The organism is Spirosoma foliorum (assembly GCF_014117325.1).
Lineage (GTDB): Bacteria > Bacteroidota > Bacteroidia > Cytophagales > Spirosomataceae > Spirosoma > Spirosoma foliorum.
This window is the reverse complement of record NZ_CP059732.1, coordinates 5,506,879-5,521,209: the sequence shown is the minus strand read 5'-3', so window position 1 is coordinate 5,521,209 and position 14,331 is coordinate 5,506,879. Positions and strand designations below refer to the sequence as shown.

The following is a 14,331-nucleotide window of genomic DNA, read 5'->3' as shown; positions in this document are numbered from 1 at the left end:
CCAATTAATGGTTTATGGACGTATCTCCTATTCTGAATAATCCTTATCAGGAACCTTATTTTCACTATGCTACTGCCGCCGATGGCGAACAGCGTGGAAGTCTGGATTATAGCCGTGTCATGGCCGGTCGGCGCATTTTTACTAATGATTTGACGGGCGCACCTACTGGTACTAAAGGTCAGAAATCTATTTTTGATGTTAACGAATATGCACCACAGTATGGTGAACAGTTAGTGAACCTGCTTCGTAAAGAGGTTGGTAAGTGGAGAAACGAAGGTTATCCCAATACAACACGTGTTACTGCTGACTTGTTGACTTTCTGGTTTCTTACAGGCGATGACACTATTCCTCCCCGTAAAAAGCTATTTTTTGCACAACAAGAAGCCATAGAAACGGCTATTTGGCTCAATGAGATAGCAGGCCGCTCAAATGCAGGTAACAATATTCTCAAGCGATTGAGTGATGGCCAACAGGAGCAAGCTGATGGCTTGCCTAGATATGGTTTTAAGATGGCTACTGGAACCGGTAAGACGGTAGTCATGGCTGCCCTTATTTTGTATCATTATTTTAACCGGCAGGAGTACCGGGCAGATACTCGTTTTGCTGATTATTTCCTGCTGGTTGCACCTGGCATTACTATTCGTGATCGCTTGAATGTATTGCAGGTTGATACGAGCACAACCGACAAATATAAAGCGGTCGATTACTACCGTCAGCGGAGCTTAGTACCAGACCGGTATAATGAACTACTGGATGGACTCAATGCCCGCATTGTTATAACAAACTATCACGCCTTTGAACCGAAAACGTTACAGGGAAACAAACGAACCCCTTTTGATGGTAAGGTGACGAGAAAAGTAGTTGCCGATGAAGTAGTAGAAGTGAAGAATGATAGCACTGGAGATAATAAAGAGGATTTTGGACAGGTCTTAAAACGCCTGTTTGGTTCGATAAAACCCGGCGCAAGGTTGCTTATTATCAATGATGAAGCGCACCACTGCTATTTACCATTAGAAAAAGGAAAGAAAACTGAGGATGGTAATACTGAAGAAGAAAATGCTCGTGCGGCAGTCTGGTTTACGGGTGTTCGTGAATTGACTAAGCGCTATCAGGTTCGCCATATTTATGATCTTTCGGCCACACCTTATTATTTGCAAGGTTCCGGTTATCCTGCTTACTCATTATTCCCTTGGATTGTATCGGACTTCGGTCTAATTGATGCTATTGAGTCAGGTTTGGTGAAAATTCCTTTTTTGCCTGAATCCGATTCGTCCCAGAGTCTCGAAGGTCCGGTGCTTCGTAACTTATACGAACACGTTAAAGAGTTTCTGCCGAAAAAAGGGCAGTTGACTCGTAAGAAGGAAGCCAAAGCCGCAAAGTCAGTATCAATTGAAGAGTCACCCCGAATGCCTGAACTGCTTGTGGCGGCAACGGGTCAGTTCTACGAACATTATGAAAAAGACTATGGGCGTATTAATACTCTGTTTAATATTCCGCCTGTGTTTATTGCAGTTTGCAACAATACATCTGTTTCTAAAGAACTCTACAAATTCATAGCAGGATTTCAGGCTAAAGATGCCGACGGGAACGTATTGAAAACGTATCACGGGCATTATGACCTGTTCGATAATTTCGACCAGTATGACCGACCGAAGGCTAAACCGCCAACCTTATTGATCGACAGTTCTGCCCTAGACGACGGGGAGCAGGTAGATGACGAATTTAAAAAGGTATTCGCCCCCGAAATCGAGAAGTTCAAAATTGAATATGCTCGGCTAAACGGACAGGGTGCTGCTGACCGAATGACTGATGCCGAAGTGTTGCGCGAAGTTGTCAACACGGTTGGTAAGCCTGGTACGCTGGGCGCACACATTCGTTGCGTGGTATCTGTATCCATGCTTACCGAAGGTTGGGATGCAAACACCGTTACGCATATTATGGGCCTGCGGGCCTTTGGGTCGCAGTTGTTGTGTGAACAGGTAGCGGGTAGAGCGCTACGTCGGAAACACTACGATCTGGCACCTTACGACAAACTTAGTGGTGAACAACTCGACACAAAAGCGGCTCTGCGCCGGAAACCAGAGTCGATGGTTTGGAAATTCCCACCTGAATACGCTCACATTATTGGTGTGCCGTTTAAGTCATTTAAAACGGGTAGTACTGCCCCGACCGAGGTACCCGATTATACCCGGATTGAGGCACTCGCCGACCGACAGGCAGCCTACGAAATTACGTTTCCGAATATTATTGGTTACCGGGTCGAGACAACCGAAGATGAACTACGGGCTGATTTTAGCCGCGTTGAGTCGTTTGTAATCGATTATACCAGTATGCCCGTGAAAACAATCATGCGGAATGCCTTTGAGGCACGGAACGAGACGCTGGAATTTACATCGGTTAATGATCTGCGTGACCAACAGGTTATTTATCGCATCACCCAACAACTGATTCACTTCTATTACTCTGGACTGGATAATCAGCCACAGTTTCGCAAGTTTAGCCAGTTGCGCGACATCGTGCAGGAATGGTATGATACGCGCGTGCAACTGGTGGGCGAAACCAATGCGGTTTATAAACGCCTGCTGTATTTCTGGGAGCCGAAAACACTTGCCGATCATATTCAACGGGGTGTCATGGCCGCGAGTCGCGACTCTGATATAATTCTGCCGATTTTCAATCACTACAATCGCTTTGGCAGTACTAAATATGTCAGCGGTAACACAGCTCGGCCGGTGTACGAAACCCGGAAAAGCCATGTCAATTACATGGTAGCTGATACTGACAGTTGGGAACAGAAAGCGGCCAAGACGCTCGACGAACTGCCTGAAGTGGTCAGCTATGTGAAAAACGCGTTTCTGGGCTTTGCTATTCCCTATGTTAGTGAGGGTAAAGAGAAACAGTATTTTCCTGACTTCATTGCCCGTATTCAAACAGCGAGTGGTCGAATTGTTAGCCTGATTGTAGAAATCACGGGCATGAGCCGTGACAAGGCGGCTAAAAAACAGTACGTTGAAGACCGTTGGCTCCGAGCTGCCAATGCGGTCCGCGGACACTATGACATGGATGAATGGTTCTTTATTGAAATTGCCAACGACATTCGGCCTATCAAGAACCAGTTAGCCGACAAGATTGGAGAAATCAACGCAGTAGTAAAACGGGCGGATAAAAAAGCACGGATACTAGCGTCTTTTGGCCGAATTAAAAACGGCCCTCCAATCAGCTCAGAACAAATGCGCCGGGAGCGTATTTATGATTAACACATTCCATTGCCAATTGCGTTCAGAGGATTATATTGTAAAAAAATTTTGACAACTTTTAAGGATATCAGATACAATAAAAAAATAATGCTTGACAATAGCATATATTCTCCTTACTTCGACTAAATAAGTTTTCCGTTAAATAATTATAAGATAAACAAGTGAAATATTACGCTGGTGTCACAGATAATTCTTGGTTTAATTATTTAAGCCAAACTAGCCCTGAAGATGTGAATTTTTGGCAACCAAGTGGTAATGTTCGTTTTAAAGCGATACCTTTTGGCTCTCCATTTCTATTTAAGCTTAAAAAGCCTAATAATAACATAGCGGGTATTGGTTACTATGTGAAGCATACATTTCTTCCTATAACTATGGCTTGGGATGTTTTTGGGGAAAGAAATGGTTGTGTATCATTCTTTGATTTTAAGAATTTAATTTTAAAATATAGAAAGGATGGTTTAGCGAATCCTCAAATTGGGTGTATTGTACTAACTGACCCAATCTTTTTTAAAAAAGAAGATTGGATTGAGGCACCTTCAGACTGGGCAAATAGTATCGTTCAAGGCAAAACTTATGATACCTCCGATAATCGCGTTGGAAAAGAGGTTTGGGAAAAGGTTAAAGAAGTAATTGAGCGGTATCGTGCTCCTGAAAATAATCTACTTTCTTCATCAGTATCAACGGTTGAAGACCCTATATCAAGATATGGAGTTTCATTCACAAAATATAGAATTGGGCAAGGTGCATTTCGTGTGCTAGTTACAGAAGCATATTCCAGAAAATGTACAATATCAGGAGAAAAGACTTTACCTGTCCTAGAAGCGGCTCATATTAAATCTTATAAGTCTAACGGACCTCATCAAACGTCTAACGGCTTATTGCTACGTTCGGATATTCACAAACTATTTGATAGTGGTTATATTACTGTCACCCCTGATTATTCAGTTGAGGTAAGTAGCCGCATTAAGAAAGAATTTGAAAATGGCAAGGAGTACTATAAGTTTCACGGACAGAAATTAATTTACTTACCACCTTCGGTTGATGAAAGGCCATCCACAGACTATTTAGATTGGCATAATATAAATATTTATAAATCATGAGCGAAGCTACATTAAATTCCTTGCTCAAAGCGGTTAAAACTTTTCGAGACGAAAGGGATTGGGGACAATTCCATACTGGGAAAAATCTTGCAATTAATTTATGTGTAGAGGGAAGTGAAGTATTGGAGTTATATACTTGGACAGATGAAATTTCTCGAGATCAAGTGCCTATACTTACTGATGAGCTTGGAGATGTATTTTATACTTTACTGTTGCTTGCTGATACATATGAAGTCGACCTTGCGACAGCATTGTTAAATAAGATTCAAAAAAATTCAGAGAAGTATCCTATTGAACGTGCCAAAGGGAGCAATCAAAAATATAATGATAATTTATTGTAGTTGATTGTGATATTTAATAACTCGGCAATAAAAAATATTATCGCTCTACGATCTAACGACGAACCAGTAAAACACTCTACGATAAACCCGAAATTGACAAGAAGCGAATGCGTGTGTCGGGGCCATTTACAGTCGAAACGCTGCAAAATTTCGAGCCAGTTAGCCCCGCCGATTTGGCAGAACCAACCAGCCGACCCGTTGAGGAAATGGAGAACTTCGAGAAGTTGGTATTTAACCGGCTTCAATCGGCGGGTATCAATAACGGCGACAAAACCCAGCATACTAAATTTACGCGGGTCGAACAGTTAGCAGGTGAGTACCTGAATGCTGAAGGATTTTACCAGACAGAAGCTGGGGAAGGAAAAGCCTACATTCATCTCGGCGGTAAGTATAGCACGGTTAGTAAAGATGCCGTGAACCGAGCCATCAAAGAATGTCGCCAGCGGAGAGATGCCGACTGGTTGCTGATTCTGGGTTTGTCCTTCGAGTCGGATATTGAAAACAGGGCTATTAGCACCAGAATGGGCAGCTTTCGGGTCGATAAAATTCGGCTCCATGACGACTTCCTGCAGGACGGTCTGATGAAAAAACCGAACAAATCCTCTGGCTCATTCGTCATGATCGGCGAGCCCGACATTCGGTTAACGCGCGAAGGGGATACCGCCGTGGCTGAAGTCTGTGGCCTGGATATTTACGACCCAATCAAAGATGACGTACGCTCTCGTGACCCCAAAGACATTGCCTACTGGATGGTAGATGATGATTACGATGGTGCCAATTTTATTGTTAAACAGGTCTTTTTCTGTGGTTCTGACGACAAAGACGAGTTTGCGAAATGGCATCGGGGCTTAAGCGACTTAGCCAAACAGAACACAAAAAAACAGGCTGAAAAAACGCTTAAAGTCGAGATTGATGATGAAGCATTCGACCGACTTTATGGCACCACCTCTCATCCCATTGAGTACAAAAAAGGCAAGAAAGTGGCCGTGCGGGTTATTAGCCAGTTTGGTGAAGAAAGCACCAAAGTGCTAACGATGTAGTCAGCAATGCAGGTGTTTGATGTCGAATATCTTCGCTTTCTTCGACATATAAGTCTATTCATGTTAAAAATTTGCCGAAAATTTAACATGAATAGACTTATATGTTAAGGTGCTTAACATGAGATAATGGTACCATCTTGTAGAATGGCATAGTTACATATACGCTTCATCCCGCCCAAGCCGTAGTTTCAAAACTCCCACTTTATTAAGCAACAGAATGAGCGGATAAGCTGGGTCGAACTCGTGCCAGCGGAAGCCGCCAAAGTTAGGACGACCACCGTATTTATGGTGATTGTTGTGATACGATTCACCCATCATCAGAAAATCGAACGGAAGCAGATTTTTGGCCGTATCGTCCAGTTTGAAGTTGGTGTAGCCGTAGCGGTGCGCGTACCAGTTTATAATAGCTCCATGAACGGGCCCCATCAGGAAATGGATGGGCAGCAACAGAAAGAACCAGGGGGATGTTGCAAACTGAATATAGAATAGCGTATAGGCCGTACCCCAGGCCAGTCGCACGGGCCAGCGATCACCAAACCATTCCATAAACGCCCAGTTTGGCACCCCCTTTTTGAACTTCGCCGGAATCGTATCCCGGTTGTTCAGGATGTCGTTATAAAACAATCGGGTTTTCCACATCATATCGAACAGGTTATCCGAATAACTTGGTGAATGAGGATCATATTTAGTATCGGCGTGGGCATGGTGCAGGCGGTGCATAATCCCATAGGCTCGCGGACTCAGAAACGACGAACCTTGCCCCACGAACGTCAGAATATAAAAGAACTTCTCCCAGCCTTTGCTCATCGTGAACATCTGGTGCGCGGCATAGCGATGGAGGAAAAACGTTTGCATCAGTACCGATAAGTACCAGTGTGCCAGGAAGAAAGCAAGGATAATCATAAATAGGGAAGTAAACTCCCGCAAAATTGCCCTCCCTACACCCGCTTCCTCCTGACCCGCGTCACCTCGATAATTGACTTTTGTCAGGTCGTTCTCAATCCGGGTAAAGTCAGTTCCAGACCTGACGAAACTCATGTAGCCTCATCAGAAATCGCCCCACTTTTGAACCACAAATCGACAAGATGATGAGCATTATCTTTTTTATGATTGGTATCAGTCTGCTAATGGCGCTGGGGTTCCTGGGAGCGTTTTTCTGGTCGATGCGAACCGGCCAACAGGACGATCTCTATACGCCCTCCATCCGAATGCTGCTGGACGATGACGTACCGACTACCGCTGAAACTCAATCAAACGCATAGTAACTTCTGTACTCCTATAGTATGAATGTTTCCATCAATCAACCTACTGCCGTTACGTCGCCCAATCGAGCGACAGGCTCAATAGCCATTGGGCATCAGCCACCAGGTGGCGATGCTGCCGTGGAACGCTTCGCCTATGACAACCGGATTGTCCGGGATTTTGGCGTGGCCACCATTATCTGGGGTATTATTGGGATGCTCGTGGGTGTTATTGTTGCCAGCCAGTTGTTTGCGCCAGCGGCTAACCTCGGCAATCAGTACACCACATTTGGTCGGATTCGCCCCTTACACACCAACGCAGTGATTTTCGCCTTTGTCGGGAACGCCATTTTCATGGGCGTGTATTATTCGTTACAACGACTCTGCAAAGCCCGGATGTTCAGCGATTTGCTGAGTAAAATTCACTTCTGGGGCTGGCAACTCATTATTCTATCGGCTGTGGCTACGCTTCCGCTGGGCCTCACAACCTCTAAAGAATACGCTGAGTTAGAATGGCCTATCGATATCGCGATCACACTGATCTGGGTGGTTTTCGGGATCAACATGTTCGGTACGATTATCAAACGGCGGGAGCGGCATTTATACGTAGCGATCTGGTTTTACATTGCTACGTTCGTGACCATTGCAGTGCTGCACATCGTCAACTCGATGGAAATGCCAGTCTCGTTCCTCAAGAGCTACTCGATGTATGCGGGTGTGCAGGATGCGCTGGTGCAGTGGTGGTACGGCCATAATGCGGTGGCCTTCTTCCTGACAACGCCGTATCTGGGCATGATGTACTACTTCCTGCCCAAAATGGCAAACCGGCCTGTCTATTCATACCGGCTCTCGATTCTACACTTCTGGGCGCTGATTTTTATCTACATCTGGGCTGGTCCTCACCATTTACTGTACACGTCACTACCCGATTGGGCGCAGTCGTTGGGGGTTGTGTTCTCCATTATGCTCATTGCGCCCTCGTGGGGTGGTATGATTAATGGGCTCCTGACGCTTCGGGGTGCCTGGGATAAAGTGCGTGAGGATGCCATCCTGAAATTCATGGTCGTGGCGCTCACCTGTTACGGGATGGCTACGTTCGAAGGGCCAATGTTATCCCTCAAGAACGTGAACGGCATTGCGCACTTCACCGACTGGATTGTGGCTCACGTACACGTTGGCGCCTTGGGCTGGAATGGGTTTATGACGTTCGCAATCCTGTACTGGCTGATTCCCCGCATGTTCAGAACGCCTTTGTACTCGAAAAAACTGCTCAATTTCCACTTCTGGATTGGTACGTTAGGAATTTTGTTCTATGCCATACCAATGTACATTGCGGGCTTCACACAGGGGCTGATGTGGAAAGAGTTCACGAAAGAAAGCGTTCTGAAATACCCAACCTTCCTCGAAACCACGCTCCAGATACTACCCATGCACATGATGCGGGCCATTGGTGGTACGCTCTACCTGCTCGGGGCTATTCTGATGGGCTATAACCTCTTCAAAACAATGGCTGCCGGTAAACTAGTGGCTAACGAAGAAGCCGAAGCGCCCGCTCTCCCCAAACTTTACACGCCAACTGGGGGCGACACATTCTGGCACCGTGCGTTAGAGCGGAAACCCTTCCCGTTACTGGTTGGCTCGCTGGTGGTGATCCTGATTGGTTCGCTCATCGAACTCATTCCAACGTTCATGGTGAAATCGAACGTACCAACTATTGCGTCGGTGCAGCCCTATACAGCGCTCGAAGTTCAGGGACGGGACATCTACATCCGCGAAGGTTGTGTGAACTGCCATAGTCAGATGGTACGGCCATTTCGTTCCGAAACAGAGCGTTATGGCGAATACTCGAAAGCGGGCGAGTTCGTATATGACCATCCGTTCCTGTGGGGGAGTAAGCGTACCGGCCCGGATTTGCACCGTGAAGGTGGTAAGTATCCGAACTCCTGGCACTACCATCACATGAACGATCCTACGTCGATGTCGCCGGGTTCTATTATGCCAGCGTATCCCTGGCTGATTACCCAAAAGCTCGACATTTCGAATACCGCAGACAAACTCACCGCCCTGAAAAAAATAGGCGTTCCCTACGACGATCCAACCATTTCGTACGCTAACGAAGACCTGAAAAAACAGGCTGTTGGTATCAGCAGTCAATTGGCGACAGAAGGTATCAAAGTCAACTCCGACCGCGAGATCGTGGCCCTCATCGCCTACTTGCAGCGGCTAGGAACGGATATTAAGAAAATGGAAACGATACAGAAGTAAATGAATAATGGATAATGTACAATGAATAATCTGCCTCGTAATCAGGCTATTTGCCTTAATTCTTCATCCTCCATTCATTGTACATTATCCATTATCCATTTTTCATTATAAAAGTCATGTTCAAGCAATTCATCTCAAAAATTCCCGGAGCAGACGTCTATATGATCGGTTCGTTCCTGACGTTTTTTACCTTCTTTATTCTGGTCGGACTGTATTTGCTGGTTGCTGATAAGCAGCACCTTCGACAAATGGGTAATCTGCCCTTAGACGATTCTACCAAGTCTTAACGACATCAGCTATGACTCTTCTGTTAACAACAATTCTTGACCCAGCCGCCGAAAAGTCGATCTGGAGTCTGACCTCTGGCGAAGACTTGCTATGGGTAATGGTGATGCTATTCGTGACGGTTGCGACGGGGCTGTTATTGGCCATTACCCTGTATCTATCCTATATACTGCGCAAGGCGTTAGCGCCAGAGCCTGCCAAAACGAAAGCTGCTGATACACGTACCACCTGGCAACGATTTACGGGATTGCACGAGCTAAGTCAGGAAGAAGACCTGAAAATGGATCATGAATACGACGGTATCGCCGAACTGAACAACCCAACACCTCCCTGGTTTATGGGGCTTTTCTACGCGACCATTGGCTTTGGCGTTGTGTATCTATTGATTTTCCACGTGATAGGCAACGGCAACATCATGGAGCAGGAGTACACGCAGGAAGTGACTATTGCCGAGAAAGAGCGGGAAGCTTACATCAAATTGGTAGCGGGTAAAATCAATGAAAATACCGTTACGCTGCTCACTGACAAGAAGGGTATTGAAGTCGGACAAGTGCTTTTCAATCAGTACTGTACAGCTTGCCACGGTCAGAATGCCGAGGGGAAAGTTGGCCCCAATCTGACGGATGAATATTGGTTACACGGGGGGACTATGAAAGCCGTGTTCCATACCGTTACGGAAGGCGTTCCCGAAAAAGGGATGCTCTCGTGGAAGAAACAGCTGAATCCACTTCAGGTTCAACAGGTTACGAGCTATATTCTATCGTTGCAAGGTACCAAACCGGCTGGAGCCAAAGAGCCGCAGGGCGATAAGGTTGAGCCAGTGCCAGCTACGCCAAAAGTGGCTATGCAGTAAGCGCTTTTTGTCATGCTGACGCAGGAAGCATCTTAAATCATCCTAATAGGTCAGTAAGGAAATTTCAAGATGCTTCCTGCGTCAGCATGACAAAAAAGAATTCACAACCACACTAATGACACCGCATCTCAACGCTCCAGCCCCATCCGTAACAACGACAACTGGTAACAAACGTCAGTGGCTCTATCCACGTGTCGTAAAAGGCCGGTATTATCGCTGGCGGACGGGCGTAGCCTGGGTCTTTCTGGCCATGCTGTTTGCCGGGCCTTTTCTGAGCTATAATGGACAACCGCTCTTTCTGTTTAACATACTCGAACGGAAGTTTAACTTTTTTGGCGTTACGTTCTGGCCACAGGATTTTTATCTGGTTGCCATTGGTTTGCTGGTGTTTATCGTCTTTGTTATCCTATTTACGGTTATCTACGGTCGAGTATTCTGCGGATGGATCTGCCCGCAAACGGTTTTTCTGGAAATGGTTTTTCGGAAAATTGAAATCTGGATTGAGGGAGATCATAATGCACGCCGAAGACTTGACGCTTCACCCTGGACAACCGAGAAGATCTGGAAGAAAAGTGCCAAGTACAGCCTCTTTTTTCTGGTATCGTTCTTAATCGCCAATACGTTTCTGGCTTACATCATTGGCAAAGATGCCCTATTGGCGGTCATCACCGATAATCCGGCTAACCACCTTGTGGGGCTGACTACGATTCTGCTGTTCACGGGCGTTTTCTATGCGGTATTTGCCTACGTACGCGAAATCGTTTGTACGACTATATGCCCATATGGACGTCTTCAAAGTGTATTACTGGACAAGCAGTCAGTCATTGTCACCTACGACGACGTTCGCGGTGAGCCGAGGGGGAAAAAAGAGCGCCAAACAGACACCTCTACGTTTTACCCCCTGCCCATTGCCCAAAGCCCTACGCCCAAAGGCGATTGTATTGATTGTAAGCTTTGTGTACAGGTCTGTCCAACGGGAATCGATATTCGAAATGGTAGTCAGATGGAGTGTGTGAGCTGTACGCAATGCATGGATGCCTGCGATGACATCATGGATAAGATCGGGCGACCTCGGGGTTTGATTCGTCATGATTCGCTGGATGGGATACAGACGCGTAAGCCGTGGCGGTTAACGAACCGTATGAAGGGTTACAGTGCAGTTCTGTTGCTATTGATGGGCGTATTGGGCTTCCTGTTGTGGAGCCGTAGCGATCTGGATACGACGCTCCTTCGGGCACCGGGGCAATTGTATCAGCGTGAGAAAGGTGGACTGGTATCCAACCTGTACCTGATCGAATTGGTAAACAAAACGCATCAGACAAAACCCGTTACGTTCCGTGTCGATTATCCGGGAGCTACGTTGCGAATGGTTCAACCCATCACGAAAGCACCTGCCGATGAGCTAACCAAAGGCATGTTTTTTATCCTGCTTCCCGAAAAGTCCATTCACGAGAGCAGTACGAAACTAACGGTCGAGATCGTCTCCGAAGGCGTCGTACTCGATCAAGTCAAAACAACATTTTTAGGACCGGTAAACTAAATGTTGAATGATTGAGTGATTGAATGATTGAATAGCTGCCTCGGGCATTCATTCCATCACTCAATCATTTAATCACTCAATCACTCAATAATCATGAACTGGGGAAAATCAATTATTCTCGTGTTTGTGCTCTTTGGGGGCTTCATTGGTACCATGGTGTATCGGATGACCCGCGAGCGCATCGATCTGGTAAGTGACAATTATTATCAGAACGAAATAGAGTATCAGCAGCACATCGATCGGGTGAGCAACGCCCAACAAATTAACTCAGACCTTAATTTCGCTACTGCCATGACGTATCTGGCCGATCAGCAGCAGATCGTGTTTGTGCTGCCTACGAGCCTTCAGAAAGGTGAAATCACATTTTATCGTCCCGGCGACAGTCGGCAGGATTTTCGGGTAAATATCCCCGCTACGCATCCAACCCGGCAGGTGGTTCCGACAAAAGCGCTGGCAAAAGGGAACTGGCGCGTGCAGTTCACTTGGTCGGATGGACAACGGGAGTATTATAAAGAAGAACAGATTTTTCTATAAACCATGTCGCCCTGGCTCGCTACCGCTTTCCTGACGGGTCTGATCAGTAGTCTACATTGCGTAGGTATGTGCGGGCCGCTTGTGGCTGCCTTGCCCGTTGGTCGGTTACCGTACGGGCAGCGATGGCAGGCCATTGGTCTGTATCATGCCGGGCGAATTGCCATCTACAGTATGCTGGGGGCGTTGGCAGGTACAGTGGGTTTTGGACTGAACTTCATTGGCTGGCAGCGACCGCTGGCTATCGGTTGCGGGATTGTTTTATTGATCAGTTTCCTTTGGCGAAAAAGCTTGCCCACTCGCTTTCACTGGCCCTGGTTGACGACCCGAATCTCGAAATTATTCGGGCAGTATGTACAGCAACCCCGGCGCTGGAGTTTTGCCGGATTAGGTATGCTGAATGGTCTGTTGCCCTGCGGATTTACCTATCTGGCATTAGCCGGAACACTGACAACCCATACGCCACTAGCGGGAGCCTCGTATATGCTGTTGTTCGGGCTGGGTACATTGCCTGCGCTTCTGGGTGTTAATCTGATCACAAGCTGGTTACCCATTGTTGGTCGGCAACGACTGAATCAAGTACTCTCGGTCGCGACGATCGTTATTGCCGTATTACTCATTGGTCGGGGCGTGGCCGAATACCGATTGCCAATTGGTCCGGCAGATGTTATTCCGATTTGCCACGGGCTTTTGACCGGGAAATAGCTGGGGATTTTTCGGAAAGCGGTGCCACGGTTACTCATGACGCTTACTTAAACCGTGGCACCGCTTTCCGAAAAATCCCCAGCTATTTCCTGATTAATCGTTCCGATAACTCAGATTGGACTTGCCCGCTGAAGATGAATGTGTATATTGATTCTTTACGAGAGAAACAATAACACACTATTCTTCTACAACCGGTGATTATTTACGAAGCAAAAAATTGGTTTGGTGCCCTTAGGCATTTTCACACCAGTTACAGTATTCGAGTGCTTTTGCAACGAGTAGGGTATGTGAGTCTTTACGGGGTTCTACTAACCCTAATCGACCAGCATGTTGCCGATATTCACGTACCGTTCGACGGAACCCTCTTTTCATTATTAGGCATCACACTTAGTTTATTGCTGGTCTTTCGGACCAATACCGCTTACGATCGGTTCTGGGAAGGCCGTCGGCAGTGGGGATTGTTAGTTAATTACAGCCGTAACCTGGCTGTCCTGATGGATGGACTCTTGCCCGATGATGCTCTAACAAACCGGGTTTTCTTCGCCCGAACGCTCTCCAACTTTGCGCTGGCGCTTAAAGGGCATCTGCGGACGGGCGTTGATTTTACAGAACTCGAAGAAGCGGGTGACGATCAATTAAAAACGCTCCCCGACTATACGCATATCCCCAGTCGGCTGGCCGCTTTACTCACGCGTCGGTTTCAGGCACTACGTCAGGACGGTCTTGTCAACGACGCCGATTTAATTACCATTCGGCTTTATCATCAGGCCTTGCTGGATATAACGGGCTCCTGCGAACGCATCAAAAAAACACCGATTCCGTTCTCGTATAGCTTCTTTATCAAGCTGTTTATTACGATGTATGTGTTGCTGATTCCCTTGGTTCTCGTTTCTAACTACGGCTATTTCGGCATCATTGCAACCACGCTGGCAGCCTATGCTTTAATTGGCATCGAGATGATTGGCGATGAAATTGAAGAACCGTTCGGGCTGGATTGCAACGACTTACCCCTGAACCAAATTGCCCAGAATATCCGGCGGAATGTGCACGAAATTCTGGGCGTAAAACCTTCCGCAACCGTTCTGGCCAAGCCGGAGGTGGATTATATCAAAGTGAACTAAAGTGCAAAGGGGTAAGGGCATGGGGCATAGGAGCTAGCGCATGCTTTTACCC

The 14,331-nt window shown here is 46.7% G+C and carries 13 protein-coding genes; 12 read left to right on the top strand and 1 reads right to left on the bottom strand.

Going from position 1 to position 14,331, the window contains the following annotated elements; translation table 11 throughout:
- Nucleotides 1-14: 14 nt before the first annotated feature.
- The 4 genes from H3H32_RS23360 (at nucleotide 15) to H3H32_RS23345 (ending at nucleotide 5,738) form a co-directional block, all read left to right on the top strand.
- Nucleotides 15-3,257 carry a BPTD_3080 family restriction endonuclease gene (locus H3H32_RS23360; RefSeq protein WP_182458012.1) on the top strand — a complete coding sequence of 1,081 codons (3,243 nt, stop codon included), beginning with the start codon at nucleotides 15-17 and terminating at the stop codon, nucleotides 3,255-3,257.
- A gap of 161 nt (nucleotides 3,258-3,418) precedes the next feature.
- Entirely contained in the window at nucleotides 3,419-4,357 is a 939-nt protein-coding gene (locus H3H32_RS23355; RefSeq protein WP_182458011.1) for an HNH endonuclease, read from the top strand.
- Complete coding sequence (locus tag H3H32_RS23350; protein WP_182458010.1) at nucleotides 4,354-4,698, top strand: nucleotide pyrophosphohydrolase; 345 nt, start codon at nucleotides 4,354-4,356, stop codon at nucleotides 4,696-4,698. Before H3H32_RS23355 ends, H3H32_RS23350 begins: the two co-directional genes overlap by 4 nt.
- Before the next feature lie 107 nt (nucleotides 4,699-4,805).
- Complete coding sequence (locus H3H32_RS23345) at nucleotides 4,806-5,738, top strand: hypothetical protein (protein ID WP_182458009.1); 933 nt, start codon at nucleotides 4,806-4,808, stop codon at nucleotides 5,736-5,738.
- A 153-nt stretch (nucleotides 5,739-5,891) separates the two neighbouring features.
- Here the strand turns inward: H3H32_RS23345 and H3H32_RS23340 are convergent, their stop codons facing one another.
- On the bottom strand, nucleotides 5,892-6,641 hold the full coding sequence (locus H3H32_RS23340; protein ID WP_182464459.1) for an acyl-CoA desaturase: 750 nt from the start codon (nucleotides 6,639-6,641) through the stop codon (nucleotides 5,892-5,894).
- 185 nt (nucleotides 6,642-6,826) lie between these two features.
- Here H3H32_RS23340 and ccoS point away from each other — a divergent pair, with 185 nt between their 5' ends.
- The 8 genes from ccoS (at nucleotide 6,827) to H3H32_RS23300 (ending at nucleotide 14,279) form a co-directional block, all read left to right on the top strand.
- Complete coding sequence (ccoS, locus tag H3H32_RS23335; protein WP_182464458.1) at nucleotides 6,827-7,000, top strand: cbb3-type cytochrome oxidase assembly protein CcoS; 174 nt, start codon at nucleotides 6,827-6,829, stop codon at nucleotides 6,998-7,000.
- Between the two features lie 21 nt (nucleotides 7,001-7,021).
- Complete coding sequence (gene ccoN / locus H3H32_RS23330; protein ID WP_182458008.1) at nucleotides 7,022-9,244, top strand: cytochrome-c oxidase, cbb3-type subunit I; 2,223 nt, start codon at nucleotides 7,022-7,024, stop codon at nucleotides 9,242-9,244.
- A 116-nt stretch (nucleotides 9,245-9,360) separates the two neighbouring features.
- On the top strand, nucleotides 9,361-9,531 hold the full coding sequence (locus tag H3H32_RS23325) for a hypothetical protein (RefSeq protein WP_182458007.1): 171 nt from the start codon (nucleotides 9,361-9,363) through the stop codon (nucleotides 9,529-9,531).
- 11 nt (nucleotides 9,532-9,542) lie between these two features.
- Nucleotides 9,543-10,382, top strand: coding sequence for a cbb3-type cytochrome c oxidase N-terminal domain-containing protein (locus H3H32_RS23320; RefSeq protein ID WP_182458006.1), 840 nt, complete (start codon nucleotides 9,543-9,545; stop codon nucleotides 10,380-10,382).
- A gap of 115 nt (nucleotides 10,383-10,497) precedes the next feature.
- Nucleotides 10,498-11,922, top strand: a complete 1,425-nt coding sequence (ccoG, locus tag H3H32_RS23315) for a cytochrome c oxidase accessory protein CcoG (protein ID WP_182458005.1) — start codon at nucleotides 10,498-10,500, stop codon at nucleotides 11,920-11,922.
- 93 nt (nucleotides 11,923-12,015) lie between these two features.
- Nucleotides 12,016-12,456, top strand: coding sequence for a FixH family protein (locus H3H32_RS23310; RefSeq protein WP_182458004.1), 441 nt, complete (start codon nucleotides 12,016-12,018; stop codon nucleotides 12,454-12,456).
- Between the two features lie 3 nt (nucleotides 12,457-12,459).
- The gene (locus tag H3H32_RS23305; protein WP_182458003.1) at nucleotides 12,460-13,158 is read left to right on the top strand and encodes a sulfite exporter TauE/SafE family protein; all 699 of its coding nucleotides are present in this window, start codon (nucleotides 12,460-12,462) and stop codon (nucleotides 13,156-13,158) included.
- A 194-nt stretch (nucleotides 13,159-13,352) separates the two neighbouring features.
- A complete protein-coding gene (locus tag H3H32_RS23300) occupies nucleotides 13,353-14,279 on the top strand; it encodes a bestrophin family protein (RefSeq protein WP_182458002.1) in 927 nt (308 codons plus the stop codon).
- The last annotated feature ends 52 nt before the right edge of the window (nucleotides 14,280-14,331 follow it).

What these genes read in the sequence shown, in the direction of transcription:
- H3H32_RS23360 (WP_182458012.1), top strand. Translation starts at nt 15, where the DNA reads ATGGACGTATCTCCTATTCTGAATAATCCTTATCAGGAACCTTATTTT.
- H3H32_RS23350 (WP_182458010.1), top strand. Translation starts at nt 4,354, where the DNA reads ATGAGCGAAGCTACATTAAATTCCTTGCTCAAAGCGGTTAAAACTTTT.
- H3H32_RS23345 (WP_182458009.1), top strand. Translation starts at nt 4,806, where the DNA reads ATGCGTGTGTCGGGGCCATTTACAGTCGAAACGCTGCAAAATTTCGAG.
- H3H32_RS23340 (WP_182464459.1), bottom strand. Translation starts at nt 6,641, where the DNA reads ATGATTATCCTTGCTTTCTTCCTGGCACACTGGTACTTATCGGTACTG.
- ccoS (WP_182464458.1), top strand. Translation starts at nt 6,827, where the DNA reads ATGAGCATTATCTTTTTTATGATTGGTATCAGTCTGCTAATGGCGCTG.
- ccoN (WP_182458008.1), top strand. Translation starts at nt 7,022, where the DNA reads ATGAATGTTTCCATCAATCAACCTACTGCCGTTACGTCGCCCAATCGA.
- H3H32_RS23325 (WP_182458007.1), top strand. Translation starts at nt 9,361, where the DNA reads ATGTTCAAGCAATTCATCTCAAAAATTCCCGGAGCAGACGTCTATATG.
- H3H32_RS23320 (WP_182458006.1), top strand. Translation starts at nt 9,543, where the DNA reads ATGACTCTTCTGTTAACAACAATTCTTGACCCAGCCGCCGAAAAGTCG.
- ccoG (WP_182458005.1), top strand. Translation starts at nt 10,498, where the DNA reads ATGACACCGCATCTCAACGCTCCAGCCCCATCCGTAACAACGACAACT.
- H3H32_RS23310 (WP_182458004.1), top strand. Translation starts at nt 12,016, where the DNA reads ATGAACTGGGGAAAATCAATTATTCTCGTGTTTGTGCTCTTTGGGGGC.
- H3H32_RS23305 (WP_182458003.1), top strand. Translation starts at nt 12,460, where the DNA reads ATGTCGCCCTGGCTCGCTACCGCTTTCCTGACGGGTCTGATCAGTAGT.